Here is a 26236-nt window from a genome sequence, read left to right as displayed (position 1 = left end):
GGTTCGGGTGAGAGATATTCGGATACCGTTGACGGACAATCGACTTCGAAACAGTCACGGCGCACCCTGGGAGACCATCGGCGAGTTGCGGTCGACCGACTCGCGATCGCCGCGGGGCAGCGCGGCCGCGACTGCGGTGGCCAACCCCATGGTCGCGGCCAGCCCGAACAGCACCGCCCGCTGCGACGTCAGGTAGTCCGCGGCGACCGGCTCCGCGGGAAGCAGGTTGAAGTACACGGCACCGGTGACCGCAGTACCCACAGCAGATCCCACTTGCTGGACGGTCGGCATGATCCCCGACGCCGAGCCGATGGCGTGCGGGGCCACCCCGGCGACGATGGTGCTCTGCAGCGGCGCGATCACCGACCCGAGACCCGCGCCGAGCACACCGAGCGGGACGACCGCCCACCAGGGGAAGCCTGCACTGTCGAGATACTCGGTGGTGACGCCGAGAACGAGCAGAGCCAGTCCCATAGCCCCCGCACCGGCCACAACGACTCGACAATCCCAGTGACGGAACGAGATCGGCGCAGCCGCGGAGGCGAGCACGGCTCCGAGCGCGAAGGGAACGGTGATCGCTGCCACCGTCGACGCGCTCTCACTCAGTCCGGATTGCAGTGTCACCGACATCGTCAGAACGAATCCGGTGAAAGTGCCGTACACGAGGGCCGACACGGCACATCCCACGGAGAATCCGCGTGCACCGAAGACACCGATGTTCACCATGGCGTGCGCTCCCGCTGCACGTCGACGACGCTCCCACACCACGAACCCGGCCAGGGTCGTCAGACCGAGCGCAACCGCGGGCATGGCAGCGAGGGCACTCGAGCTGATCATGACGGGGCAGACGATCAGCAGAGCCCCGATCGACCACAGGGCGGCACCGACCGCGTCGAACCGTCCTCCGTGTCCTGCCGGGACCTGCTCTGAACCCGGTGCGACGAAGCTGCGACCGAGAACGACTGCCGCAGCGGAGATCGGGACGTTGATCAGAAACATTGCGCGCCAACCGGTTCCGAGGATGTCGAGGTGCAGCAGCGCTGCGCCGATCGACGGCCCGGCGAGTCCGGTCAGCCCCGCGGTGCCACCGTACAGCGCGAACGCGGTGGTGCGCCGGGTGCCGGAGTAGGCCGCTGTCACGATCGCCACCGTCTGGGCCGACATCGCCGCTCCCGCGAGCCCTTGCAACACGCGAGCGAGGACGAGCAGTTCGACCGTCGGCGCGTACGCACAGAGCACCGATGTCACGGCGAACAGCACAGTGCCGGTGACGAATACCGTTCTGCGACCGAAGACCTCACCGGCGCGTGCCATCGTGAGCAGCGCGCAGGCGATCGCGAGCAGGTACGCCGTCGGGATCCAGACCTGCCCGGTGCCCGACGCGTCGAGGTCACGCGCGATCGTCGGCAACGCCACGGTGACGGCGGTGACGTCGATCATCTGCATCGTGACGGCCAGCAGACAGGCACCCAGCGTCAGCCACGAGCCGCGGCGAGGGTGCGTCATACCCGGCTGACGTCCGGAAGCTCGTGGGCGAACACGTGAGCCTCGGGCGGCTGTGGAATGTAGTCACCCTTGTCGACCACGGCGGAGTAGATTTCGGAGATCTTGGAGAAGTACAGGTCGATCGAACGATCGGCCTCGTCCGTGCCCGGGTACAGGAACTCGACGCCGGTGTGGTCCTCGAAGCGGTTGATCCACATGAAGACTTCCTCGGAGCTGCCGCGGTTGCCGTAGAGACCGGCTCCCGCCGCGTCCAATTCGGCTTCGCCCGGTAGCTTGCGAACGTCGACGTAGGAGATCATCGGCGCGGTCCATCCCGGCTGCGTCGTGATTCCGTGTTCCGGTAAGGCCAGCTCCAGCACCCGGTGGTACGAGGTGTTCGCCAGCAGCTTTCCGGAGTCGAATGCCTCTTGCGCGAGCACCGCGAGAGTACGGAACGTCGGCTGCTCACCGAGGTCGAATTGCACCGGAATCAGGCTTGAGTACCACCCGATCGACGCGAATTCACCCGGCGTCGACCGAGTGCTCTTGGGTGTCAGCCCGAGGTAGCTGTCCCGGCCGGCGAGCTCGTACTCCGCCAGGGCTGCGGCGGCGAAGATTCCGCCGATGAACTTGACTCCCACGGCTGCACACGCCTCGTCCACTGCCCGCGCCGTGGCACCGTCGAACAACGGGAACGAGCTGTGCGAGGTCCGTGTGTAGTCGACACTGCTGCGTCCCAACGGAAGTGGGAACGTCGGAAGATCACCTCCGTTGTCGGTGACCAGATCGATCCAGGTCCGAACAGCAGGACTGTCCAGGGTTGTGGCGTCGCTCTCGAGACGTTCACGCTGGCAGTATTCGAGGTAGCTGCCCGGGGTGAACAGGCCGTCGGACTCCCCTGTCACCGCATTGCGGTAGAGCTGGCGCAGTTCGTAGTAGGTCAGAGCCTGCGAGATGCCGTCGGTGTCGAGGTGATCGACCGCCGCGTACACCACGAAGTGATCGTCGTGTTCGATCGTTCCGAACGAGAAGCAATCCCAGCTCTCGGGACCGGGCGTGCTGTCCTGCACGTGACGCCGGATGGCCTCGGAGTCCGCCGGCACTCCGAAATCGGTCGGTTCGAGCGCGATGTCGGCGATGTCGACGAGGTGGCGCGTAGAACCTTCTGCTGTGGTGGAGAACCAGCTGCGGAACGAATCGTGCCGGGTGACGAACGTGTTGAATGCGCGCCCCATCGCGGCGCGGTCCAGTGCGCCCTCGATCTCGAACGTCACCAGGCACAGCCGGGAGAATCGGAACGACGATCCCCGGTTGCGGTACGCGGCTTCGAGATACGCCTGCTGGATGTGCGAGGGCGGTGCCGGGTGAACGGGTGCGGCCGCGGCAGCAGCTCGTGAAGCGACGGTGGGTGACCACGTGGTGAGCGATCCTGGAGCGGGTTTCCACTCGTCGATGAGTCCGAATGCGACCACGACACAACCTTTCGAAGGAGACAGAGCGATTCGACGCGGAGAAGTGCGTCGGAGGAGCCAGTGCATCATCCGGGCCGAGGCCGAGAAACCCGCCGACGAGCATTTTGGAAAATTGACAACGATCCGCGGGATATCTGTGTCAAAACTGAGCAATCGTCAGCATTGTTGTCGATGACAGTGTTCCGATCTACCGTCTGAGGTCGTACCGCGTCGGACACAGGCCGCTCGCGCATTGCTCCCACGATGTCAGGAACCATTGATGCCCAGTCGATTTCGCCTCGGTCAGGCGACCTCGTCGGCTCTGAGCGCGCTCGCTACCGCCGTCGTTCTCCTGTCGAGCACGGCGGCACCGGCTACCGCCGAAACCACCTCGTCGGTGGTCGGCGTCGAGGGCATTGCCGACCGACGAGACATCGTGTGGGTGCATTCGGCAGCCATGGACCGCGATATCCAGGTCGACGTATTTCGGTCGGCACAGCCCGGTTCACCGACGCTCTACCTACTCAACGGAGCGGCGGGCGGCGACGGGGGAAGCAGCTGGTTCGATCAGACCGACATCGCCGGCTTCTTCGGAAACAAGAACGTCAACGTGGTGGTCCCGCGCGGCGGCGCAGCGAGCTACTACACCGACTGGCTGCACGACGATCCGGTTCTGGGCCGAAACATGTGGTCCACCTTCCTCGGTCGGGAACTTCCTCCGTTGATGGATGCTCTGCTCGACGGCAACGGGGCAAATTCGGTCGCCGGTATCTCGATGGCAGGCACGTCCGTCCTGCAGTTGGCGATCGCCCACCCGTCGGTGTATCGATCCGTCGCGGCGTTCAGCGGATGTGCGCGTACCAGCGACCCGGTAGGTGCCATGTACGTCAGGTCGGTGGTAGAAGCCCGCGGCGGTGGGTCGACCGCCAACATGTGGGGACCCCAGGGAAGCGCCGACTGGATTGCCAACGACCCCTATGTCAATGCCGAGGGGTTGCGCGGCATCGACGTGTACATCTCGTCCGGAACGGGAGCGCCCGGGGCATTCGACGTACCGGGTGGTCCCGGTATCGGCAGCGATTACGGCAAGCTCGCCCAGCAACTCGCCGTCGGTGCCGTGATCGAGGCGACGACCGATGTGTGCTCGCAACAGATGCAGAAACGCTTGCAGGAGCTCGACATCGAGGCCACCTACAACTTCCGACCCAACGGGACCCACTCCTGGGCCTATTGGCAACAGGATCTGCACGACTCGTGGTCGGTGATCGCACCGTCGTTGGGGCTGCCGACCGGCACGTCCTGACCCGTGACTCCTCGAGCGATGACGAAGGAAAAGCGATGAACCGAACCGACGCTGCGGGCACTCCGGCTCTGGCTGCCACCTGGGCCCGCTCACCGTGGCCACTCGCCGACATCATTCGGGCCAAACGTGGCCGGACCGTCTCGGTCGTGCTACCCGCTCTCGACGAGGAGGAGACCGTTGCCGGCGTCATCGCCTCGATGACTCCTCATATGGGCAGCCTGATCGACGAACTGGTGGTGCTGGATTCGGGATCGACCGACGCCACCGCCGCTCGGGCCCGCTGCGCCGGTGCCACCGTCGTCTCCAGGGAGGACGCACTACCCGGCACACCCGTGGTCCGCGGCAAGGGTGAAGCGCTGTGGCGCGGCGTGGCTGCGACCTCGGGGGACATCGTGGTGTTCGTTGACTCCGATCTGGTCGATCCCGGTTCGCACTTCGTTCCCTCCCTCGTCGGCCCGCTGGTCATGGACGACGACGTCGAGTTGGTCAAAGGCTTCTTTCGTCGACCCCTGACGATCGGTGACACCACCGACGAGGACGGCGGCGGCCGCGTCACGCAGCTGACGGTACGGCCGCTGCTGACGGCACTTCGGCCCGAGCTCGCCGGTGTCTTCCAACCCTTGGGCGGAGAATACGCCGCGACTCGTCGCCTCTTGGAGGCACTTCCGTTCGCGCCCGGCTACGGCGTCGAGATCGGTGTCCTGCTCGATACGTGCGACCGGTTGGGTATCGGCGCGATCGGTCAGGTCGGACTGGGAACCCGACGGCATCGAAATCGACCGACCTCGGAGCTGGCGGTCATGAGTCGGCAGATCATCGCCACGATGTTCTCGCGCCTCGGCCTGAACGATTCCGGAGCCGAGTTCACCACATTCTCGACCACCGGCTCTCAGGTCTCGATGAGCGTGGCACCCTTGTCTCTTGTCGACCGTCCCCCGCTGATCACCGTCGACCACTACCTCCGTGCCACTCGCCGGAACTCGGTGAGCGCCCCGGTGTGAGACGAAGCCAGCCGCGCCCTCCACCGTCGAGCACGGTGGAGGGCGCGGCTGGGGCTTTCGAGAAACGAGCTACTTGCCTGTCTCCGCGGCACGGAGGTCCTTGCGCAGAATCTTGCCCGCCGCAGACTTGGGGACGATGTCGATGAACTCGACGCGTCGCACCTTCTTGTGCGGCGACACGCGCTCGGCGACGAAGGCGATGACGCCCTCTTCGTCGATCGTGGCACCCTGCTGGCGGACGACGAATGCCTTGGGAATTTCCTCGCCCTCGTCGTCGAGCACTCCGATGACGGCGGCGTCGGCGATCTCCTCGTGCGTGAGCAGCAATGCCTCGAGCTCGGCCGGGGGCACCTGGTAGCCCTTGTACTTGATCAGTTCCTTGAGGCGGTCGACGATGTAGACGACACCCTCGGGATCGACGACGGCGATGTCGCCGGTGTGCAGGTAACCGTCGGAATCGAGGGTTTCTGCGGTGGCGGTGGGGTTGTTGAGGTATCCGACCATCACGTTCGGTCCCTTGACCCACAGCTCACCGGGCTTGCTCAATCCCTCAGTGGGCAGCTCGATCTCCTCGAGGGTGCCCGGGTCGACGAGCTTGTTCTCGGTGTTCGCCAGCGGCTGGCCCACCGAGCTGAGCGGCATGTCGTCGCGATCGAACGGAATGGCGTGGCTGACGGGGCTGAGTTCGCTCATGCCGTAGCCCTGACGCACCCGCGTGTTCAGACGCTTCGCGACGGCCTTGCCGAGTTCCTCGTCCAGCGGTGCCGCGCCCGAGAAGATGGTGTGCACGCTGGAGAGGTCGTACTGATCGATCATCGGGTGCTTGGCGAGCGCGACGGCCACCGGCGGTGCGATGAACAGATACGTGAGCTTCTGATCCTGGATGATCCGCAGGAATTCGACGAGGTCGAACTTCGGCATCGTCACCAGGTGCGCGCGCAGCTTGAGCGCGATGTTGAGCAGCACCGTCAGGCCGTAGATGTGGAAGAACGGCAGCAGCGCCAGGATCGCGTCGTCGCTGTCGATCCCGACGCGCGGTTCCATCTGAGCCACGTTCGCGACGAGGTTGCGGTGGGTGAGGATGACGCCCTTCGGCACACCCGTCGTGCCGGAGGAGTACGGCAGCACTGCAACGTGGGTGGCCGGATCGAACGAGACCTCGGGGGCGGGTGCGCCCTGGGTGAGCAGGTCGCGCAGGTTCGGGTGGCCCTCTGCGCCGTCGAGCACGATGACGTGATCTGCGTCGAGGCCGACCTTCTCCGCGGCGGCCTTGGCCTGCGGGTACAGCGGGGAGACGGTGAACAGGAACTTCGCGCCCGAGCCGGTGAGTTGCTTGGCGATGTCCTCTGCCGTGTACAGCGCGTTGATCGTCGTCGCAGTTCCACCCGCGCGCAGGATGCCGTGCAGCACCGACGCGAACGCGGGCACGTTCGGCGAGTGGAGTCCGACGACGTCGCCGACCTCGAGTCCGCGTGCGGCCAGAGCGCCCGCGATGGCGTCGATCTGGCCGATCAGCGTCTTGTAGGTGGTGACCGCACCCGACGTTCCGTCGATCAGTGCAGGCTTGTCGAGGTCGGACTCGGCGATCGATCCGAACAGGAAGTCGTAGACGCTGAGTTCGGGAATCTCGACATCGGGAAAGGGACTGCGGAAGCTCATGGCTCTCCTTCGAAAAACTGCGGCAACAATGATCGAACCCTACAGTGAAAGCGGTCACAACGGACGTACGACCCTACCGCCGAGTCAGGTAGTGGAGGGCTAACTTCGCGACGCGTACGGTTTGCCCGCTGCGGCCGGTCCCCGGACGTGGCCCACCAGGCCCGCGACGGCGAAAATGGTCACCACGTAGGGCAGCATCAGCATGAACTCACTGGGTACCGGCGAGCCGATGATGCCCAGTACGTTCTGCAGGTTCGACGCGAATCCGAACAGCAGTGCAGCCAGCGTCGCGCGTACCGGATCCCAGCGCCCGAAGATCACGGCGGCGAGAGCGATGTAGCCGGCACCGGCCGTCATCTCCTTGCCGAACGCTCCGACCGAACCCAGGGTGAAGTACGCACCACCGAGGCCGGCGATGGCACCGGCGAGGCAGACGTTCCAGAATCGGGTGCGGGCGACGTTGATTCCGACGGTGTCGGCAGCTTGCGGGTGTTCACCCACGGCGCGCAGTCGCAGGCCCCACTTGGTGTGGAACAACCCGACGAAAACCAGAGCTACCGCGACGTACATCAGGTACACGATGAGCGTCTGCCGGAACAGCACCGGGCCGAGGATCGGAATCTGCGAGAGCACCGGAATGTCGATGCGCGCGAAGCGCGGTGGTGAGTTGAGTGTCTCGGCGTTCTTGGTGAGCACCACCGAGTACAGGAAGCTGGTCAGTCCGACCACCAGCACGTTGAGCACCACACCCACGATGACCTGGTTCACGAAGTAGCGAATGGAGAACACGGCCAACAGGGACGCGGTCAACGCTCCGGCGATCAGTGCAGCGAGTAGCGCGACGTACGTGGAGCCGGTGATCGACGCGACGACGGCGCTGACGAACGCACCTGCCAGAAGCTGTCCTTCGATGGCGATGTTGATGACGCCGACGCGTTCGGAGATCACGCCGCCCATGGCACCGAAGATCAGCGGGGTACTCAGAGCGACCGCGCCGATGAGCAATCCGGGAACGGGAATGGTCTCACCGTCCGCGGCCCACGCCAGGAACCCGAAGACGAACAGCACGGCGAACACTGCGAGCAGCCACAGCGGTGCCGAGCGGTACTGCGAGGCCAGGAACGCCGCGTATGCGGTGATGACGGCCAGCGCCACGACCACCACGAGACCGGTGCCGAACGACGGCACGCCCACGGCGGGCAACGCGAAGAAGTCGCCCTCCGACGCCAACGCGAATGTGCTTGTGCCCGAACCCTTCTTGACGACGAACAGCACCAGAGCGAGCAGGGTCACGACCCCGAGGATCGTGGGCACCTTCCAGCTGCGACCCAGCACCGCCTCGGCGGGGGCACCGACGGCGTCGGTAGTTGTGGTCACAGTGCACTCACCTTCGCGGTCTCGGCTTTCGCGAGTTTCTCTTCACCTGGTTTGGGCAATCGGAACACCGCTCGCACCAGTGGCGGCGCGGCGATGAACAACACGATCACCGACTGCACGACCAGCACGATGTCGATCGGTACGCCCTCGGCTGCCTGCATGGCGAACCCGCCGGCCTTGAACGCGCCGAACAGGATTCCCGCGAAGAACACGCCCCAGGGTTTCGATCGGCCGAGCAGTGCGACGGTGATGGCGTCGAACCCGATTCCGGCGTCGATGTCGGCGCTGAAGCCGGTGGTGACGGTGCCGAGCACCTGCGCCACTCCGGCCAAGCCGACCAGGGCGCCCGACAGGATCATCGCGTACAGGTAGATCCGATTGACGTTCATGCCCGCGACGCGCGACGCGTGCGGATTCTCGCCGACGGCGCGGAAGCGGAATCCGAGACTGGACCGTTCGAGCAGCCACCACACCGCGACGGTCACGACGATCACCAGCACGAATCCGAGGTGCAGACTGTAGCGGTCGCCGAAGAGCTTGGGGAACACCGCAGTCGACGCGATGGGCGGGGTCTTGGGGTTGTTCGATCCCGGTGCCTGCAGAGCACCGGGGGTACGCAGCAGATACGCGACGAGGTAGAACGCGATGTAGTTGAGCATGATGGTGACGATCACTTCGTGAGCGCCGGTGCGTGCCTTGAGGAATCCGGCGATACCGCCCCACACTGCGCCGCCCAGGACTCCGGCGACGACGGCCACCAGGAGGTGGATCCCGGCCGGCAGGTTCACTCCGAAGCCGACCCAGCCTGCGCACGCCGATGCGATGAGCATCTGGCCGCGGCCACCGATGTTGAACATTCCGACGCGGAAGGCCAGTGCCACACCGAGTCCCGCGACGATCAGCGGAGTGGCGAAGGTCAGCGTCTCGGTCAGCGGACGGATGCCGTTCTCGAATCCCGGACGCCGGAAGTTGTACACCGAGCCCTGGAACAACGACGAGTACGCTCCGGCAACGGAATCCCAGACCGCCTCGAGCATGTCCGAGGGACGGGAGAAGAAGTACCCGGCCGATTCCTGCACGGCCGAGTTGGTGGCGGCGATGAGCACGGCCCCGACGATCAACGCGAGCAACACCGCGAGAACCGAGATGATCGCGCTGCCGGTGAAGATCTGCCGCAACACGACATGCGACTTCGACGGCTCCTGAGATACCGACGGCCGCTCGGCCTCACTCACCGCGTTCACCGCCCATCATCAATCCGAGTGTTTCGCGGGACGTATCCCCGGGGACGATTCCCACGATTGCTCCTCGATACATGACGGCGATGCGGTCGGCCAGTGCGGCAACCTCGTCCAGTTCGCTCGACACCACGATGACCGGGATCCCCGAATCCCGGGTGGCGACAATGCGTTTGTGCACGAATTCGATGGATCCGACGTCGATTCCGCGAGTCGGCTGCGCAGCGACGAACAGTCGCAGATCGCGGCTCAGTTCTCGCGCGAGCACCACCTTCTGCTGGTTGCCACCGGAGAGGCGTCCGACGGCGGTGCCGATTCCCGGTGCGCGAACGTCGAATTCGCTGAGCTTGTCCGATGCGAACTTCTCCAGATAGTCGCGTTGCACCGCGCCGCGTCGCACGAACGGCATGCTGTTTGAGCGATCGAGCATCAGGTTCTCGGCGATGGAGAATTCGCCCACCAGTCCGTCGACGGTGCGGTCCTCGGGGACGAAGCCGACGCCTGCGTCGAGCACGTCCTGCACCGTCGACCCGACGAGCGAGTTGCCGTCGAGGCTGATCTTGCCGGATACGTTGTCCTGCAACCCGAGTAGGGCTTCGACGAATTCGGTCTGACCGTTGCCCTGCACGCCGGCGATCGCGAGGATCTCTCCCGCCGCGACTTCGAGGCTGACGTCGTCGACGGTCTTGTTGCCCTGGGCGTCGAACACGGACAGGTTCTCGATCACCAGTGCCGCGTCCCCGGGCGTGGCCGGGTCCTTCGAGACGGTCAGCTGCACATCGCGTCCCACCATCAGTGCCGCGAGCTCGGTGTTGCTGGCGGTCGGCTTCGCTTCGCCGACGACCTTGCCGAGCCGGATGACGGTGATCTTGTCGGCCACTTCGCGTACTTCGCGCAGCTTGTGGGTGATGAAGACGATCGTGGTGCCCGACGCCGCGAGTTCGCGCATGATCCGCATCAGATCGTCGGTCTCCTGCGGCGTCAGGACGGCTGTCGGCTCGTCGAACACGAGCACCTTGGCCTCACGAGAGAGTGCTTTGACGATCTCGACCCGCTGCTGCACGCCGACGGGAAGGTCGTCGACGAGAGCATCGGGATCGAGGTCGAAGCCGAACCTCGCGGATATCTCCCGCACCAGCTTCCGAGCTGCCACGAGGTCGAGTCGTCCACCGAGCGAGGTGGTTTCGTTGCCGAGCACGATGTTCTCGGCGACGGTGAACACCGGAATCAACATGAAGTGCTGATGCACCATGCCGATTCCGGCGGTCATCGCCTCGCCCGGTCCGGCGAAGTTCTGCTCGACGTCGTCGAGCAGAATCTGGCCCTCCTCGGCGCGATACAGGCCACTGAGCACGTTCATCAACGTGGACTTGCCTGCACCGTTCTCGCCGAGGAGACAGTGGATCTCGCCGGATTCGACGCTCAGATCGATGTGTTCGTTGGCGATCAACGAGCCGAATCGTTTGGTGATACCGCGAAGTTCGAGCTTCATATCCCTTTACGACCGCTTGTTGCTACTTGGGTGCCGACGGCGACTCGACGGTGATGGACCCGTCGATGATGCCGGCCTTGATCGTGTCCAGCTCGCCCTGCAGCGCGGGGTCGACCTTGGACTCGAAGTCGTGGAACGGTGCGATACCGACTCCGTCGTTCTCGAGAGTGCCCACGTACGGGGTGTTGTCGAACGCATCGGCACCGGAGTTGGCGACGACCTCGTCGACGCTGGTCTTGAGTCCCTTGGTCACCGAGGTGAGCAGCAGGTCACCGACCGAGGGGTCGGACTCGAACACGTCGGCGTCGGCACCGATGAGGGCGACCGGGCGCGAGGAGTCGCGAATGGCCTGTGCCGCACTCTGATAGATGGGACCGCCGACCGGGAAGATGACGTCCGCGTTCTGGTCGATCAGACCCTGGGCGGTGTTCTTCGCGACCTCGTTGGCGGTGAATCCGCCGGTGAACGAGCCGTTCTGCGAGGGTACGTCCCAGCCGATGACGCGGACCGCTTCGCCCTTCTGCTCGTTGAAGTAGTTCACGCCGTCTGCGAAGCCGTCCATGAAGATGGTGACGGTCGGCAGCTGGGAGCCACCGAACGTACCGACCACGCCGGTGGTGCTGTAGCTCGCGGCCGCGTAGCCGGCGAGGAATGCGGACTGCGACGCGTCGTAGGTCAGCGGCTTGACGTTCGGCAGATCGATCGTGGAGTCGTCGATGATCGCGAAGTCGATGTCGGAGTTGGCCTCGGCGGCCACCTTGGTGGCGTCGGCCAGATCGAATCCGACGGTGACGATGAGGTTGCAGCCCTGATCGACGAGGTTGTTGATGTTGGGGCCGTAGTCGGTGGGCGATGCGGACTCGACGGTGCGTGGCTCGACGCCGAGTTCTTCGGAGGCTTCGGTCAAGCCCTCGAACCCGAGCTGGTTGAACGACTTGTCGTCGAATCCGCCACTGTCGGAGACCATGCAGGGCAGGAAGTCACTCGATCCGCCTCCGCCCGATCCTTCGTCTTCGGGGGCGGATCCACAGCCTGCGATCAGGGCGATGGCACCGAGCGACGCGACGCCGCCGAGTGCTGCCTTCCGCGTACTCGTGCGGGTAACGAATGACAAGATGTCCTCCAATTTAGGTGTACTTCGTCTGGGTCGGGACGCTACTCGCGCGGGCGAGGGTGCGCAGGATTTCGGTCAGGCATCCCTGTCGGGCTCGGCCTTGTGCGGCTCGGCCTTCGCGGTGGAGACATCGTCGGGCAAGCTGCCGCCTTCACGGAGTATTCGTGCTTCGTCCTCACGCACCATCACTGCCGGCCCCGCTGCCACCACCGAGGGGTTCGGCGGAGTTCCGGGCTTGAACACGTTGAAGAATACGTTGAGTACCACCGCGACGATGCTGGCGGCACTGATTCCGGAGTGGAAGATCGTGACGAACCAGTCCGGGAACTCGTCCCAGAAGTCGCTCGCGACAACAGGTATGAGGCCGAACGCCAAGGTCACCGCCACGATGACGACGTTGGAGTTGTTGTCGTAGTTCACCTTGCCGAGGGTGCGGATACCGCTCGCGGCGACGGTTCCGAACAGCGCGATGCCTGCGCCGCCGAGAACCGGAAGCGGGACGACCCCGACGACGGCTGCGAGAATCGGCGAAAGGCCCAGCAGTGCAAGCACGCCACCGCCCGTCGCCACGACGAAGCGGCTCTTGATGCCGGTCATCGCCACCAGGCCGACGTTCTGCGCGAAGGCCGTGGCCGGGAAGGTGTTGAAGATCGGGGCGACGGCTGAGGAGACCATGTCGGCGCGCAGGCCGTCGCCGACACGCTTGGAGTCGACGTCGGTTCCGACCACTTCGCCGACGGCGAGGATGTCGGCGGTGGTCTCGACCATGATCACCAGGATCACGATGGTCATCGACACGATCGCGCCGATTGCGAAGATCGGGGAGCCGAAGGCGAAGGGTGTCGGGACGGCCACGACGGACGCGTCGGCGACGCCGTCGAAGTCGGTCTTGCCGACGATCAGTGCCGCGATGGTGCCGACGACGAGTCCGAGCAGGATCGACAGCCGCGACAGTCCGGGGATCTTGGTCATCACCAGTACGGCGAGGAGGGTGAACATCGCCAGCCCGATGTTGCCGGGGTCCAGGTAGTTCGGGTTCGGGGCACCGCCCACCAGTTCCTGGCCGGTGATCCAGCGGGCGGCCACCGGCATCAGCGACAGTCCGATGACGGTGATGATGCTGCCGGTCACCAGCGGCGGGAAGAACCGAACGATCTTGGAGAAGAACGGGGCGATCGCCAATCCGATCAGCGCGGCCACGAGAACGGCTCCGAGCACGGTGCGCAGTCCGGTTCGCCCGTCGTCCGCGCCGGCGATGATCGTCAGAACCGTCGAGACCGATGCGAACGAAATGCCCTGTACCAGCGGCAGTTGCGAGCCGAAGAACGGGATGCCGATCGTTTGCAGCACGGTGGCCACGCCACTGACGAACAGCGCGCAGGAGATCAGCAGGGCCTGATCGGCCCCGGAGAGTCCGGCCGCTCCACCGACGATGATCGGGACGGCGATGACGCCGCCGAACATCGAGAGGATGTGTTGCAGACCGTAACCGAACATCTGCAGCACCGGTGGGCGAGCGTCCTCGGGCCTGGTCATGAATGTCAGGCTAGGAACCGGACGTTACGGGCAGCGGCACCCACCCATTTCCGGCGAGTTACGCTTGCTCGGCCTTACCGGCCTCCACCAGATGCTCGAACGCCTTCAGGTTCGCCAACGATTCGCCGCGCGATACCCGCCACGCCCATTCCCGTTTGATGGATTCGGCGAAGCCCAGCTCGAGCAGCACGTTGAAGTCACCGTCGGCGGCCTCGAGGGTCTGGCCGAGAATGCGGTCGAGTTCGTCACCGTTGACGGCGTGCAACGACATTCGGCCGACGAGGTAGATGTCGCCGACCTTGTCGATCGTGTAGTGAACCCCGTACAGGCGACGGTTGCGTCGGAGCAGGTATTTGTAGACGCCCTCGAAGTTCTCGTCGGGTTTGCGGCAGACGAACGCCTCGATCCGCACCCCGTGATGCCCGACGGTCAGCATCGTCGTGGTCTTGAGTTTGCGTTCCCCGGGCAGTTCCACGGTGAACACCTCGCCCCGCCGGGTGTAGTCCAGCTCGCGGTCCTTCAGTGCCCGGTCGATCAGTTCGGCGGTCTCGCTCATGCAGTCACAGCTCCTGATCTGCGTAGTTTCGACAATCCTCGGACGCGTCGCGGAGAGAACTCGCTCGGTCCCTCGCCTCGGTCGAAGTGGAACTTGGCCTTGCGGTAGCTCTCGATGAGTCCGTCGGCGGTGTGCTCCCACGAGAAGTTGCGGGCGTGCTGCGGTGCCGCGGTCGCCATGTCTGCCAAGGCAACTGGATCCGCCAGCATCGACGAGAGCGCATCGGCCCAGTCCTCGGTGCGGTGGCCCTGAACCAGGCGTCCGGTCTCGCCCGATCGCACCGCCACGCCGAGTCCGCCGACGTCCGCGGCCAGGACCGGAGTGCCGCAGGCCTGGGCTTCGATCGCGACAAGGCCGAACGATTCGTTGTAGCTCGGCACGGCGACGATGTCCGCGGCGCGGTAGACCTGGGCCAGGCGCGCCGACGGTTGCGGCGGCATGAACGTCACTCGGGCAGTTATCCCCAGGTTCTCGGCCAGATCGATGAGGGCGTCCGGTCGATCCAGTCCGCTGCCGGACGGGCCGCCGACGATGAGGACGCGCAGCGGTGTCGTCGGATTGCGTTGCAGCACTTCGGCAGCCGCGGCGATCAGCACGTCGGGGGCCTTGAGCGGTTGGATGCGTCCGACGAATGCGACGATCGACTCGTCGGGATTCAATCCGAGCTCGGCGCGCGCCGCACGCTTGTCACCTGGATTGTATTGCGCCAGATCGGCTCCCGGCGCAACGACGTCGATCGAACCCTGCGACGCCCCGTAGATCTCGACGAGAGACTTCGCTTCCTCGGTGGTGTTGGCGATCAGCCGGTCCGCCTCGGCCACCACCTGCTGCTCACCGATCTGACGCGCGGCGGGTTCGGGCGAGTCGCCCTGCGCCAGAGACGCGTTCTTGACGGCGGCGAGAGTGTGCGCGGTGTGTACCAGCGGCACTCCCCAGCGATCGCGCGCGAGCCAGCCGACCTGACCCGAGAGCCAGTAGTGCGAGTGCACCAGATCGTAGTAACCGGGTTCGTGGCGAGCTTCTTCTCGCAGCACCCCGGCTGCGAATGCGCACAGCTGAGTGGGTAGATCGTGCTTGTCCAACCCCTCGAACGGACCGGCGACGATGTTGCGCACCAGCACTCCGGGAGCTGCCTCGACGACGGGCGCGTCGGTCGACGCCGTCGCACGGGTGAAGATCTCGACCTCCACGCCGCGCTTGGCCAGCTCTTTCGCGCTCTGCAGCACGTAGACGTTCATGCCGCCCGCATCGCCCGTTCCCGGCTGCGCCAGCGGGGAGGTATGCAAGGACAACACAGCGACCCTGTTCAGCTGGCGTCCAGTCACTTCTTCAGTGTGCACGCCTCCACATTACGTCTCGATAACTACCCCTTCCGACGACCGGGCAGACTCGGACCATCCACGAACTCGGTCACCTCGGTGAAGAAGCGCTGCGGATCGGCGACGAACGGCCCGTGGTCCACACCCTCCCAGTACGACGCGACCGCCGTGGGAATCAGCTCCGCAGCGTGCCGTCCGGCGGAGACGTCGACGACGGTGTCCTCGGTCCCGTGCAGCACCAACGCCGGGATGTCGAGGCTGCGCAGCAGGTCGTCGTGGCCGACCGCTCGATCGAACAGGGCTGCGCGAACCCGTGGCCTCGTGGACAGCGTCAACCCGAACAACGCCTGCGCCTCCGTGCCCTTGCCTTCTGTCGGCCCGGTCAGCGCGTGCCCGAAACTCCCGAGCGCTTTGATCGCGACGCGGGGCTCCTCGGCCATCGCACCGGGGATCGCAGCGCGCATGGCCGTTCCGACGCGGCCGCCTGCCTCTCCCCTGCCGATGCTGGTGATCGCACCGACGAGCACGATGCCCGCCACCGCGCCCGTGCCGTGTTCGGCGAGGTAGTCGCAGATCACCAGTCCGCCGTACGACCAACCCAGCAGCACCGCGTCGGATGTGATGCCCTCGGCGGCGAGTACCGCGTCGACATCGCCTGCCCATGTCCTGGGATCGTCGTAACCGGCAGGCGGGGCGTCGGAATAGCCGTGTCCGCGCAGATCGACGGCGACGACGCGGTAACGCTCCGCCAGGTCGGCCAGCAGTCCCTCGCCCCAGCAGGCCGAGCTCTGCGCCCACCCGTGCAGCAGGATCAGTGGCCGCGCCGCTGGGTCACCGCTGACGCGGTAGACGATGTTGGCTCCGTCGATGCCGGTGGCCTGGCGAATCGGTCCTGCTGCACGGGTGCTCGTATCGGGCTGGCTCATAGTGGGTCAACCTACGCGGCAGCCTTGCGCATCGAGGCGAGCGGATCGGAGTACAGGGCGCTCAGAGAGACCACGGTTGCGGCGTACTCCTGCACTTTGTCGCCGAAACCGCTCACCCGAATATCCCTGCGCTCCAACGTCGAATGCGTCGCGAAGGCCTCCCCCACGTGCGGAATTCCGGCCGGGTACGCGGTGAACGCCTGGCCTCCGAGTACCACGCGGTCCGGATTGAACATGTCGCGCAGCAGCGCCACCGTCCGCCCCAGAATCTGCGCTCGCTCGACGAGCAACTCCCGCGCGGCCTCGGAGCCTGCATGCGCCGCCTGATACACCGCGCCGATACTCGGGTGAGGCTGCGGTCCGACTATTTTGCGATCGACGGCGGCGGCGACCACGGCTCGATCGCTGACGGAGGCCTCGAGGCATCCCCGATTGCCGCAGCTGCACAGCGCCGACGATCCGGTGGGTAGGTGCGCGATGGAGCCCGGACCACTCGTGGGAGTGTGCACTCGGCCGTCGATGGTCAGCGCCATGCCCGTGGTCTCGCGTGCGTAGAAGTACAGCGACGTCCCGCTGTTGCTCTGCGCCGCAACACTGTCCGACAGACGCGGGGCGAGGAGCAGCTCCGAGGCCGCCATGGCCTCGACGTGCCCGGAGACCGAGATCGGCAGTCCGAGTCCGCCGCCGATGATGCCGGCGACGCGGCCGTTCTCCCATCCCAGCCGCGGATGGTCGACGGTGCCGCTCGCGGTGTCCACGCGTCCACCGATCGCCACCCCGACCCACAGCGGGGTGCGACGGTGCCAGCGTCCGGCGAAGGCACCGGCGCTGCGGGTGACGGAGGCCAGCGCTGCCTCCGAAGAGCCGGCGGGCGTGGGTATTTCGACGGCACCGAGGATGCGTCCCCGCAGATCGCTGACGGTGATGCCGGTGACGACGGCTCCGATGTGGATGCCGATGGTCGAGAACGGTTCGTGGTTGACCTCGAACGGCACCCGCGGGCGTCCGATCGCCCCCGGAGCCGTCAGGTCTGCGCGCTCACGGAGCATCCCGACGGCGAGCAGGGCCGACACCTGACGGTTGACGGTGGCGATGCTCGAACCGGTTGCGCGAGCAGCACGCTCGCGCGAGATGGGACCTTCGACGCAGACCACCCGAAGTACCGACGCGGCGGGACTGTCGGCGATCCGCAGATCGGGTGCGACGAGTTGGACGCGCGATCGAGGCCTCGCGAGAGACCGAAGAGAGGTGGGGCCGGTGTGGTGGTGCAGCGTTGAAACAGACATCCGTTGTGGTCCTCAGCAATGGCAGACCTCCGTCGTGGATGGACAACGACGAAAGAGCGAAGTGATGCAGGTCAAGGAAGGGTGCGGTGGTCGCGAAGAACCACGACACGCGAATCGACTGTCTGCAGCTCGAAACAGGGAGCTAGAGACGGATTCCTTGGCCGGGACAACACAGTTCCCGAGGAAGCGGCAAGCGAGAACCGAGGGATGCGGTCACATAGGTGACCCGCATCGCGGTGGTCTCACTGGCGGACATGAGTCCAAAATTAGCACCCTCGCGTCCGAAGTCCAATCGGGCATCGGAAAGCACGGGGTACGCCGGGCATAGAATTTCACCATGACCTCGTCCGAACACATTTCCCCCGATGCCCGAATCGCCGTCGTCACCGGAGCGAGCTCCGGCATCGGCGCGGCCACCGCCCGCCAACTCGCCGCCGACGGATTCCACGTCGTGATCGGAGCCCGCCGCCTCGACCGGCTGGAGGAGTTGGCGTCGGAGATCGGCGGCACTGCCCTGGAACTCGATGTGACGGACGAGGATTCGGTCGCTGCCTTCACCGCGGTCATTCCCCGCGTCGACGTGTTGATCAACAACGCCGGTGGCGCGAAGGGCTTGGCCCCGGTGATCGACGCCGACCTCGACGACTGGCGCTGGATGTGGGAGACCAACGTGCTCGGTACATTGCGGGTGACGAAGTCGTTGCTGCCCAAGCTGATCGACTCCGGCGACGGCCTGATCGTCACCATCACGTCGGTTGCGGCATTCGAGGCGTACGACAACGGTTCGGGCTACACCTCGGCCAAGCACGCTCAGGCAGTGCTGCATCGGACGTTGCGCGGCGAGCTGCTGGGCAAGCCGGTGCGATTGACCGAGGTCGCGCCGGGTGCCGTGGAAACCGAGTTCTCACTCGTCCGGTTCGACGGCGACGCAGACAAGGCCGACGCGGTCTACCAGGGCATCACACCGCTCGTGGCAAGCGATATCGCCGAGGTGATCGGCTTCGTCGCATCTCGCCCGTCGCACGTCAACCTGGATCAGATCATCATCAAGCCACGTGATCAGGCCGGTCCGGGGCGCTTCTCCCGTAAGTAGCGGCTTCGCCGCAGGTGAGCGGAACTTCGTAGTGGGCTACGAAGTTCCGCTCACCTGCGCGTAGCGCTCACAGCGCCGACATCGACTCCCACGTCGGCCAGTCGATGGCCCAGTCGTACAGGTCGCCGTCTGCTGCCGAGAGGTCGATGCGCGTGCCGGTGACCTCGACGGGATCGCCGTACATCGCCGTCTGGAAGTACTGCTGAGCGTCGGCGTCGGAGAGATTGATGCACCCGTTGGTGACGTTCGAGGCCCCCTGCACTCCGGTTGTCAGCGGATTGGCGTGGATGAACTCACCGTTGTTGGAGATACGCACAGCCCAGCGTTCGCGGACGTTCTCGTAGAACGGCGGGTTGGACATCAGGAAGTCCTCGTGCTTCTCGGTGACGACGTGGATACCGCTGCGGGTGACGTTGCGGTCCTCGTTGCCCTCGCCGTAGCTGACCGGTATGTCCATGATCGTCGCGCCGTCGCGGACCACCTGCATGCGGTGGCTGGTGGCGTCGGCGACGACGACCTGACTGCGTCCGATGCTGAAGTTCAGGGTGACATCGTCGGCTCCGTATGCACCGTCGCCGTAGTTCACGCCGTACAGGTTGGCTACCACCGAGACGGTCGTGCCGGGAGCCCAGTAGTTGGTGGGACGCCAGTGGATGCGCGAGCCGTTGTCGTCCGGAAACCATGCCCACGCGCCGGGAGTCGGCGGGTTGGTGGTCACCGTCAACGCCTTCTCGACGGCGGCCTTGTCGGCGATCGCCGAATCGAACTGCAGGATGATCGGGGCGGCGATGCCGACCTCCTGGCCGTCGCCGATGTTGGTGCTCACCGACGTGCGGCTGTCGGGTTCGACGGTGGTGAAGGCACCGGTGATCTCGACGGCCTTGTCGTCGCTGCCCACGGCCGAGCCGGACCACGTGTACTGCACGCCGTAGCCGAGAGGCTCGGTGATGGCGTACGAGGTCTTGTCGGGCGAGAGCGCGCCCTGGACGACCTTGCCGTCGGGGTTGGTCAACGCGACCTGGGTGAGCGTTCCGTCGGCAACGGAGACCGAGATCGGCGCGACGGGGCTGACGTCGACGGCACCTGCGACCGGGTTCTCGGTCACCCGTGCGACGGGCGCTGCCTCGGTGGTCGGGGCTGCCGTGCCCGAGCCGGCATCGCCCGATCCGACGGTGCAGCCTGCCACGAGTGCCACCAAGGCGACCAGCACGGCGATCAACCACACCGTGCGAGTCCGTTTTGTCTGTTCTACCTGCTCATGCACGTTATCCAACGTACCTGCGTCGGCGAACTACCCCGATTTTTGGGGGCAGTCTCACAGCTGGCAGGAGTGGAGCCCGCGGAATGACTCACAGCTGCAGGAGTGGAGTTCCGCGGAACGACTCAGAGTTTGCGCGTACGCAGTTCGTGCCCCTTGGACGTCAGACAGCGCCCGGAATCGAGGCTCCAGTCCCACCCGTGCAGATTGCAGGTGAGCTTGTTGCCCTCGACGATGCCGAACTTCGTCAGGTCCGCTTTCAGGTGCGGGCAGCGGCGCTGGATCTCGTAGCCGCCCATCGTGATCGTGGCGGTGTCGTCGTGCGCCTCGGCGAACCAGCCGTCGGCGTAGGCGATGCGCTCGTCGGTGAGGCACTTGAAGAACGTGTAGAGGAATTCGTTGTAGCCGCCGACGCGTCGGGCTCGGAAGCGGGTGGACAGGAAGATCGAGTTGACCCAGTCCGGCTCTCGGTCACGTATCGCGGTGCGCACCAGTTCCGGCGGGATGGTGAAGCTGTAGCGGAACTTCTCGTTCGAGATCGGTTCGCGCACAATCCTTTTCGGAAAGTCCAGCACGACGGTTTCGTCGCCCATGGTGATTCCGACGGGATAGCCGATGCCGTCGCAGATCAGGTCCGTCTGCGCCATGATCGGCTCGAACAGGCCCCTCATCGGCTCGAGCAGTGGCTCGCCCTCGGCCGGAGCCCACGCCGCCTTCTCCGCTGCGATGACCGATGCCTGACGCTGGGCATAGGCCTCGATGTACTCGGCCTTACCGGTGGTGAAGATGGCCTCGGCCTCGGCCGTCGGAATCGGGTGCTCGTGGGAGATCAGCTCGGAGCCGTCGAACGTGGCGGCGGTGCCCGGCATCATCAGCAGGCCCTTGTCGTGCCCGTGCAGTCGCATCTGCTCGAGAAACACCATCTGGTCCGGGAACACGTTCGCCGGGTCGCCGTAGACGTCGTTGAGCGAGCGCAGTTCGTCGTCGAGGAAACACGGCGGGCCTGCCGACGGGACGACCCAGGTGGAGCCGACCTGCTCGATGTACTGGCGCGCCCGATCCATCTGCCGTTGACGCTTCTGGATGCCGAAGTTCTTCTTCGCGCGCGAGACCATGTCGTAGACCATCGGGTACCAGATCGCGCCCGAGTACTGCAGCATGTGCACGTCCACGGGACCGAAATTCTCGGTCATCACGTCCAGGTCCACCGGCCTCGCGTCGTTCATGTTGAACGCGACGGTCTTGCCGTCCGAGACGACCAGACCCGAGTCGCCGATCGGCCCGTCGGCGGGCGCACGCAACGCGATGATCATGATGTCCAGATCGCCCTTGGGACCGGAGATCGTGTGCTTGACCGAGTCCGTCGTCTCGTAGAACTTGTGGAAGCCGAGCTTCTCCAGCTCGTGCTTGAGATCGAGCACCGGGTAGTCCGGCAGCAGGACCGTGGCGTCCTTGTTGACGTGCTCGGCCAGGTTCTTCGGGTCGAAATGGTCCTTGTGCAGGTGCGAGACGTAGAGGTAGTCGCAATCACCGAGGGCGTCCCAGTCCAGACCCGAGTTGTCGGGGAACGGGAACCACGACGCGTAGAACGACGGGTTGACCCACGGGTCGCACAGGATGCTTCCGGCGTCGGTCCGAATATGGAATCCCGCATGTCCCACGCTGGTGACCTGCACTGATTTACCTCCCTGGAGCCTTCACTTGCAAAGCTTCATCGTATGCGCCGTTTCGACCGGCCCTAACCCAGTGCGCAGTTGACGAGGTCACACTCGGGCGTGAGCGTGATGCCGAACTTCTCCTGAACCCCGTCGCGGACGTGCGCGGCCAGCGCCATGATGTCCGACGCGGTCGCCCCACCCCTGTTGGTGATCGCCAGCACGTGTTTCGAGGAGAGCGCCGCGGTGCCGCGCCCGAATTCGGTGCCGTACCCGCGTGGGAAGCCCGCGTTCTGGATCAGCCAGGCGGCCGGGATCTTGGTGCCCGCGGGGTCGGGGAAGTTGGGCGCGTGTGCGGCGGCCTCGGGTACCTCGGGCAGGACCGGGTTGAGGAAGAACGATCCGACGCTCCACGTGTCGTGGTCGCCCGCGTCGAGCACCATGCCGCGTTCGCCGCGCAGTGCCAGCACGGCAGCGCGCACGTCCGGCACCGGTACGACGTCGCCGATCTGCACGTCGAGACGCTCCGACAACGCCGCGTAGCGCACCGGAAGCGACTCGGTCGTCTTCTTCAGTGCGAACGTCACGTCCAGAATCACGTAGCGCGAGGATCGCTTGAACACCGACGACCGATGCGTTCCGAAACCGCACTGCTCCGGCGTCCACACCGCCGTCCGATCGGTCTCGCGGTCGTAGACGGTGAGGCTGTGCAGCAGCTCCGACGTCGACGCGCCGTACGCGCCGACGTTCTGGATGGGCGTCGCGCCGGTGGTTCCGGGGATACCCGAGAGCGCTTCCATGCCCGACAGTCCCGCGTCGATCGTCGCCTGCACGACGGCATCCCACTCGACACCCGCATCGACCGTCACCATCTCGCCGTCGATGTCCAGCCGGGACCCGGTCACCCGAACCACCCGGCCGTCGAAGCCGTCGTCGCCGACGACCAGGTTGGATCCGCCGCCGATGACCAGCACATCCGTCCCCGAGCGGTCCGCGTCACGCACCAGCGAGACCAACTCGTCGGCGTTCGTCGCGACGGTGAATTCACGGGCCGGGCCGCCCACCCGGATGGTGGTGAGCTCCGAAATTGCAGTAGGCACGGACTCTCACGCTACCGGTCGCGCACCGGGTCTTCGGTCACCCGGTAACCTGCGGGGATGCCTCGCCCCATTGAGCACAGCTCGACTGTGCCCGCCTCCGCCGACAAGGTCCACGCCGCGCTGACGTCCGAGCAGTACTGGAAGGACCGCATCGAGCAGATCGGCGGACCGGGTGCCAGCCTGAAGAGCGTCACGGTCGGCAACGGAACCATCGACGTCGTCATGACCCAGTCAGTTCCCGAAGAGGAGCTGCCGTCCGCGGTGACCGCCTTCAAGAAGGGCGACCTCATCATCGAACGCACCGAGAGCTGGGGACCGTTCGACGGCACCCACGCCGACGGCACGTTCGGAGCGACCGTCGAAGGCGCACCGGCCCGCATCACCGGCACCACCACGCTCGACGCCGGCGGCGAGACGACCACCATCGCGTTGGCAGGCACCACCGAGGTCAAGGTTCCGATCTTCGGCGGCAAGATCGAAGCGATGATCAGCGAGCAGGTGCTCTCCCTCATCGACAACGAACAGGACTTCACCGGTAACTGGATCGCCGCGAACCCGAACGGCTAACCTGGCGCACTATGGCTCGCCGAATGAACTACTCCGCCCGGTTCACCCACTCGACGCAGCAGGTCTATGCAGCGCTCTCCAGTCGCGATCACTGGGATGCGCGCATCGAGGAGATGCGTAAGTACTCGGAGAACGAGCTGAAGAGCTTCGAGGTGTCCGACGCCGGAATCGACATCGTGATGCACCACGTCATCCCGCGCACCGAACTGCCCGACATCGCGCAGACGGTGATGAAGAAGGACATGATCATCACCCGCAACGTGCACTTCGATGCCTTCGAGGAAGTCACCGCGGGCCACTACGACGCGTCGATTCCGGCCGGACCGGGCTCACTCAAGGGCACCACCTCGCTCTTCCCCACCAACGGCGGATCGACCCTGCGCACCTCCTCCGAGGCCAAGGTCTTCCTGCCGTTCATCGGCGGCAAGCTCGAACAGCTGATGCTCGTCAACCTCATCGACCTGTGGCGCGGTGAGGGCGAAGTGACCGCCGACTGGCTCGAGAAGAACGCCTAGCCCTGAGCCCGGTCCACAGAGGTCGTTCCGCAGGCTCCACTCCCCATCTGGGTCGTTCCACAGGCTCCACTCCTGCCCCCGAAGGTGTCATCACTCGCGGCACCACCGGCATCAATCGGTTGCGTCGTAGCGACCGGTGGCTGATGCACCACCCCGATGTCCGACGCGTTCTGCAGAGCTCGGCGAATCCCCTCGTCGTGGACCTCGGGTACGGGGCGATGCCGAACACGACGCTCGAGCTGGCCGGTCGATTGCGCACCGTCCGGCCCGACCTCCGAGTCACCGGTCTCGAGATCGACCCCGCTCGCGTCGTCCCCGGCAGTGACGGCGTGCAGTTCGCCCGCGGCGGTTTCGAGCTGGCGGGCCTGCGCCCCGACCTGGTGCGGGCGTTCAACGTACTGCGCCAGTATCCCGAGGATGCGGTACCCGCTGCCTGGCAACGCATTCTGTCGAGCCTGGCACCCGGTGGCCTGCTGATGGACGGCACCTGCGACGAGCTGGGTCGACGGTGCGCCTGGGTGTTGCTCGACGCCGAGGGCCCCCGTTCCCTGACGCTGGCATGGGATCCGTTCGACGTCGAGATGCCGTCGGACATCGCGGAGCGGCTTCCGAAGGTGTTGATACATCGCAACATCGAGGGCGAGCTGATCCACGATCTGCTTCGACGGGCCGACAGAGCGTGGTCGGTCTCGGCCCCGCTGGCCCCGTTCGGGCCTCGAATTCGGTGGCGCGCAGCCATGAAAGTGCTTGCCGAACAGGGTCTTCCGATCGCACTCCCGCGCCGACGGATGCGAGACAACGTACTCACGGTCCCGTGGTCGACGGTCGCACCGGCAACGCGAATCGACTAGGTGCAGGCGGACAGTGCCAGTTCGACGCGTTCGGCCACTCGGTCGGTGCTGTTTCCGGCCTCGGAGTACAGCGCCTGCGGGTCGACGCGACCGATCGCCACGGCGTCGCACACCACCTCGTCGAGGGTGATCTGGGAGATGCCGCCTGCGGCGAGGTCGAGCACGGTCCGCACCGGGGTGGTGAGGTTGAACGTGCCTGCCGATTCGACGTCCCGGGGCTCGAGTCGTAGGCGATGCACCGCCAGTCTGGTGTCGGTCAGTCGTAGGTCGCCGAATGCGCAGACGTGCACGAATTGAGGGTGCAGGTGCCCGAATCCGTGTAGCTCCGCCGCGCTCTGGTGCGAGATCACGGCCTCGCCGCCGAACCAGGCACACCACATGGCGAACACTTCGAGTTCGCTGTGTGGCCACTGGCCGAGTCGGAACAGGTTGCGCTCGACGCGAGTCCACGTGTTGGTGGCCAGATTTACGCGCGCCATCGCAGAATCGAAGCCGAGCTCGCCGGCCTGCTCGGCCGTGAAGTAACCGTCCTGGCGAGTGGCCAGCGAGTGCAATTCGTGCACGCTCGGTCCTGTCGTACTCATGACGCAAGCCTACGTCACAATGTGTTACAGGTCACAAAGTTTCGATCGAGAACGCAGGTTCGGCGAGTTTCACAGAGCTTGCTCAGAATCATCGGGAAGACTGCCAGGAATGTCATCCACAGCCAGGCGCAGCACCGCACCGCTGATCGCAGTCTCCGTCGTCGTCGTCCTCCTCGTCGCCGTCATCGGTGGCGAGTTGTTCGTCCGTCAGCAGATCAAATCCTGCCTCGCCGGCCAGCTCGAGTCCGAGCTCGGCAGCCAGGTCGAGGTCGGTCTCGGCCTGAAGCCGGTCCTGCTGTCACTGGTGGACAAGAAGGTCTCCTCGGTCACCGTCGACAGCGACGACGCGCGCTTCGGTCCCGCCGAGGGCATGGTCGTGCACGCCGAGGCACGTGACCTGAACCTGACGCAGACCGCCGACTCCGGCGGCACCATCGGCAGCTCCAGTGCCGACATCTCGTGGTCGACCGACGGCATCACCCGCACCCTGCAGAGCCAGGGCATCGGCGCGATCGTCTCGGGCGTCACCTCGGACGCGTCGGCGGGCACCCTCGACTTCGCCGTCGGAGCACTGGCGAATCTGACCGTCAAGCCGCAGGTTGCAGACGGCAGGGTCGACTTCCAGACCGTCGACGCATCGATTCTGGGTCTCGGCATCCCCACCGATCTGGTCGACTCCGTCGTCGGTGTGCTGACCGACAGTCTGCAGGCCTACCCGCTGGACATGGCTCCGACGTCGCTGACCGTCACCGACAGCGGCATCGAGCTCACCCTCGAAGGCGGGCAGTACACGATTCCGGTGACTCAGCAGGATCAGAATCAGCCGACACCCGAGGGTTGCTCGCTGGTCGCGTAACCCACGTGAGCGGT

General features: G+C 65.6%; 23 protein-coding genes. 7 read left to right on the top strand and 16 right to left on the bottom strand.

All coding sequences use genetic code 11. The features are described from left to right. Nucleotides 1-54 precede the first annotated feature (54 nt). The gene (locus CH306_RS13535) at nucleotides 55-1506 is read right to left on the bottom strand and encodes an MFS transporter (protein WP_094646852.1); all 1452 of its coding nucleotides are present in this window, start codon (nucleotides 1504-1506) and stop codon (nucleotides 55-57) included. Continuing rightward, complete coding sequence (locus CH306_RS13530; protein WP_094646851.1) at nucleotides 1503-2957, bottom strand: condensation domain-containing protein; 1455 nt, start codon at nucleotides 2955-2957, stop codon at nucleotides 1503-1505. The genes CH306_RS13535 and CH306_RS13530 overlap by 4 nt, the downstream gene beginning before the upstream one ends. 259 nt (nucleotides 2958-3216) lie before the next feature. On the opposite strand from CH306_RS13530, the gene CH306_RS13525 reads away from it, so the two are divergent. Next, complete coding sequence (locus CH306_RS13525; protein ID WP_032393866.1) at nucleotides 3217-4239, top strand: alpha/beta hydrolase; 1023 nt, start codon at nucleotides 3217-3219, stop codon at nucleotides 4237-4239. 35 nt (nucleotides 4240-4274) lie between these two features. Then, a complete protein-coding gene (locus CH306_RS13520) occupies nucleotides 4275-5240 on the top strand; it encodes a glucosyl-3-phosphoglycerate synthase (RefSeq protein WP_094646892.1) in 966 nt (321 codons plus the stop codon). Nucleotides 5241-5309: 69 nt separating this feature from the next. On the opposite strand, the gene CH306_RS13515 is transcribed toward CH306_RS13520, so the two are convergent. The 10 genes from CH306_RS13515 to CH306_RS13470 form a co-directional block, all read right to left on the bottom strand. Then, nucleotides 5310-6899, bottom strand: coding sequence for an AMP-binding protein (locus CH306_RS13515; protein ID WP_032393865.1), 1590 nt, complete (start codon nucleotides 6897-6899; stop codon nucleotides 5310-5312). A gap of 99 nt (nucleotides 6900-6998) precedes the next feature. Next, the gene (locus tag CH306_RS13510) at nucleotides 6999-8276 is read right to left on the bottom strand and encodes an ABC transporter permease (protein ID WP_179272841.1); all 1278 of its coding nucleotides are present in this window, start codon (nucleotides 8274-8276) and stop codon (nucleotides 6999-7001) included. Continuing rightward, nucleotides 8273-9511, bottom strand: coding sequence for an ABC transporter permease (locus CH306_RS13505; protein ID WP_045200973.1), 1239 nt, complete (start codon nucleotides 9509-9511; stop codon nucleotides 8273-8275). Before CH306_RS13505 ends, CH306_RS13510 begins: the two co-directional genes overlap by 4 nt. After that, a complete protein-coding gene (locus CH306_RS13500; protein WP_094646850.1) occupies nucleotides 9504-11006 on the bottom strand; it encodes an ABC transporter ATP-binding protein in 1503 nt (500 codons plus the stop codon). The genes CH306_RS13505 and CH306_RS13500 overlap by 8 nt, the downstream gene beginning before the upstream one ends. Before the next feature lie 22 nt (nucleotides 11007-11028). Beyond that, a complete protein-coding gene (locus tag CH306_RS13495; protein ID WP_230596611.1) occupies nucleotides 11029-12120 on the bottom strand; it encodes a BMP family lipoprotein in 1092 nt (363 codons plus the stop codon). Nucleotides 12121-12195: 75 nt separating this feature from the next. Continuing rightward, nucleotides 12196-13656 (bottom strand): nucleobase:cation symporter-2 family protein, encoded by a 1461-nt coding sequence (locus CH306_RS13490; RefSeq protein WP_032393862.1) that lies wholly within the window; start codon nucleotides 13654-13656, stop codon nucleotides 12196-12198. A gap of 58 nt (nucleotides 13657-13714) precedes the next feature. Continuing rightward, entirely contained in the window at nucleotides 13715-14212 is a 498-nt protein-coding gene (locus CH306_RS13485) for a YbjN domain-containing protein (protein WP_032393861.1), read from the bottom strand. Beyond that, nucleotides 14209-15537 (bottom strand): D-inositol-3-phosphate glycosyltransferase, encoded by a 1329-nt coding sequence (mshA, locus tag CH306_RS13480; protein WP_032393860.1) that lies wholly within the window; start codon nucleotides 15535-15537, stop codon nucleotides 14209-14211. Before mshA ends, CH306_RS13485 begins: the two co-directional genes overlap by 4 nt. Before the next feature lie 38 nt (nucleotides 15538-15575). Next, nucleotides 15576-16457: an alpha/beta fold hydrolase gene (locus CH306_RS13475; protein ID WP_045198878.1), complete on the bottom strand. Its 882-nt coding sequence runs from the start codon at nucleotides 16455-16457 to the stop codon at nucleotides 15576-15578. Between the two features lie 11 nt (nucleotides 16458-16468). Next, entirely contained in the window at nucleotides 16469-17743 is a 1275-nt protein-coding gene (locus CH306_RS13470; RefSeq protein ID WP_094646849.1) for an ROK family protein, read from the bottom strand. Nucleotides 17744-18080: 337 nt separating this feature from the next. Between CH306_RS13470 and CH306_RS13465 the strand changes: the two genes are divergently transcribed. Then, nucleotides 18081-18836, top strand: a complete 756-nt coding sequence (locus CH306_RS13465; protein ID WP_094632686.1) for an SDR family NAD(P)-dependent oxidoreductase — start codon at nucleotides 18081-18083, stop codon at nucleotides 18834-18836. 67 nt (nucleotides 18837-18903) lie between these two features. Here the strand turns inward: CH306_RS13465 and CH306_RS13460 are convergent, their stop codons facing one another. The 3 genes from CH306_RS13460 to CH306_RS13450 all read right to left on the bottom strand — a co-directional run bounded on the left by CH306_RS13460 (nucleotide 18904) and on the right by CH306_RS13450 (nucleotide 22849). Next, complete coding sequence (locus CH306_RS13460) at nucleotides 18904-20100, bottom strand: L,D-transpeptidase (RefSeq protein WP_179272842.1); 1197 nt, start codon at nucleotides 20098-20100, stop codon at nucleotides 18904-18906. Between the two features lie 119 nt (nucleotides 20101-20219). Further along, nucleotides 20220-21770: an MBL fold metallo-hydrolase gene (locus CH306_RS13455; protein ID WP_032393856.1), complete on the bottom strand. Its 1551-nt coding sequence runs from the start codon at nucleotides 21768-21770 to the stop codon at nucleotides 20220-20222. A gap of 62 nt (nucleotides 21771-21832) precedes the next feature. Further along, entirely contained in the window at nucleotides 21833-22849 is a 1017-nt protein-coding gene (locus CH306_RS13450; protein WP_094646847.1) for a UDP-N-acetylmuramate dehydrogenase, read from the bottom strand. A 57-nt stretch (nucleotides 22850-22906) separates the two neighbouring features. On the opposite strand from CH306_RS13450, the gene CH306_RS13445 reads away from it, so the two are divergent. The 3 genes from CH306_RS13445 to CH306_RS13435 all read left to right on the top strand — a co-directional run bounded on the left by CH306_RS13445 (nucleotide 22907) and on the right by CH306_RS13435 (nucleotide 24782). After that, on the top strand, nucleotides 22907-23416 hold the full coding sequence (locus tag CH306_RS13445; RefSeq protein WP_094629748.1) for a DUF2505 domain-containing protein: 510 nt from the start codon (nucleotides 22907-22909) through the stop codon (nucleotides 23414-23416). Between the two features lie 11 nt (nucleotides 23417-23427). Continuing rightward, nucleotides 23428-23931 carry a DUF2505 domain-containing protein gene (locus CH306_RS13440; protein WP_032393853.1) on the top strand — a complete coding sequence of 168 codons (504 nt, stop codon included), beginning with the start codon at nucleotides 23428-23430 and terminating at the stop codon, nucleotides 23929-23931. 143 nt (nucleotides 23932-24074) lie between these two features. Next, nucleotides 24075-24782 carry a class I SAM-dependent methyltransferase gene (locus CH306_RS13435; RefSeq protein WP_256981152.1) on the top strand — a complete coding sequence of 236 codons (708 nt, stop codon included), beginning with the start codon at nucleotides 24075-24077 and terminating at the stop codon, nucleotides 24780-24782. Here CH306_RS13435 and CH306_RS13430 read toward each other — a convergent pair. Beyond that, on the bottom strand, nucleotides 24779-25366 hold the full coding sequence (locus CH306_RS13430; RefSeq protein WP_032393851.1) for a type IV toxin-antitoxin system AbiEi family antitoxin domain-containing protein: 588 nt from the start codon (nucleotides 25364-25366) through the stop codon (nucleotides 24779-24781). The two genes, CH306_RS13435 and CH306_RS13430, sit on opposite strands and share 4 nt — an antisense overlap. A gap of 109 nt (nucleotides 25367-25475) precedes the next feature. Between CH306_RS13430 and CH306_RS13425 the strand changes: the two genes are divergently transcribed. Further along, nucleotides 25476-26222, top strand: a complete 747-nt coding sequence (locus tag CH306_RS13425) for an LmeA family phospholipid-binding protein (protein ID WP_179272843.1) — start codon at nucleotides 25476-25478, stop codon at nucleotides 26220-26222. Nucleotides 26223-26236 lie beyond the last annotated feature (14 nt).

The sequence above is a fragment of the Rhodococcus sp. 15-725-2-2b genome (genome assembly GCF_002259075.1).
Classification (GTDB): domain Bacteria; phylum Actinomycetota; class Actinomycetes; order Mycobacteriales; family Mycobacteriaceae; genus Rhodococcoides.
Note: the sequence above shows the minus strand (reverse complement) of the source record. Positions and strands in the feature narration are given on the sequence as shown.

Excerpts from the sequence above, each read along its gene's own strand:
- CH306_RS13525 (WP_032393866.1), top strand. The coding sequence starts at position 3,217 with ATGCCCAGTCGATTTCGCCTCGGTCAGGCGACCTCGTCGGCTCTGAGC.
- CH306_RS13430 (WP_032393851.1), bottom strand. The coding sequence starts at position 25,366 with ATGAGTACGACAGGACCGAGCGTGCACGAATTGCACTCGCTGGCCACT.
- CH306_RS13440 (WP_032393853.1), top strand. The coding sequence starts at position 23,428 with ATGGCTCGCCGAATGAACTACTCCGCCCGGTTCACCCACTCGACGCAG.
- CH306_RS13520 (WP_094646892.1), top strand. The coding sequence starts at position 4,275 with ATGAACCGAACCGACGCTGCGGGCACTCCGGCTCTGGCTGCCACCTGG.
- CH306_RS13535 (WP_094646852.1), bottom strand. The coding sequence starts at position 1,506 with ATGACGCACCCTCGCCGCGGCTCGTGGCTGACGCTGGGTGCCTGTCTG.
- CH306_RS13435 (WP_256981152.1), top strand. The coding sequence starts at position 24,075 with ATGCACCACCCCGATGTCCGACGCGTTCTGCAGAGCTCGGCGAATCCC.
- CH306_RS13475 (WP_045198878.1), bottom strand. The coding sequence starts at position 16,457 with ATGAGCCAGCCCGATACGAGCACCCGTGCAGCAGGACCGATTCGCCAG.
- CH306_RS13500 (WP_094646850.1), bottom strand. The coding sequence starts at position 11,006 with ATGAAGCTCGAACTTCGCGGTATCACCAAACGATTCGGCTCGTTGATC.
- CH306_RS13490 (WP_032393862.1), bottom strand. The coding sequence starts at position 13,656 with ATGACCAGGCCCGAGGACGCTCGCCCACCGGTGCTGCAGATGTTCGGT.
- CH306_RS13425 (WP_179272843.1), top strand. The coding sequence starts at position 25,476 with ATGTCATCCACAGCCAGGCGCAGCACCGCACCGCTGATCGCAGTCTCC.
- CH306_RS13485 (WP_032393861.1), bottom strand. The coding sequence starts at position 14,212 with ATGAGCGAGACCGCCGAACTGATCGACCGGGCACTGAAGGACCGCGAG.
- CH306_RS13470 (WP_094646849.1), bottom strand. The coding sequence starts at position 17,743 with ATGTCTGTTTCAACGCTGCACCACCACACCGGCCCCACCTCTCTTCGG.
- CH306_RS13445 (WP_094629748.1), top strand. The coding sequence starts at position 22,907 with ATGCCTCGCCCCATTGAGCACAGCTCGACTGTGCCCGCCTCCGCCGAC.
- CH306_RS13515 (WP_032393865.1), bottom strand. The coding sequence starts at position 6,899 with ATGAGCTTCCGCAGTCCCTTTCCCGATGTCGAGATTCCCGAACTCAGC.
- CH306_RS13465 (WP_094632686.1), top strand. The coding sequence starts at position 18,081 with ATGACCTCGTCCGAACACATTTCCCCCGATGCCCGAATCGCCGTCGTC.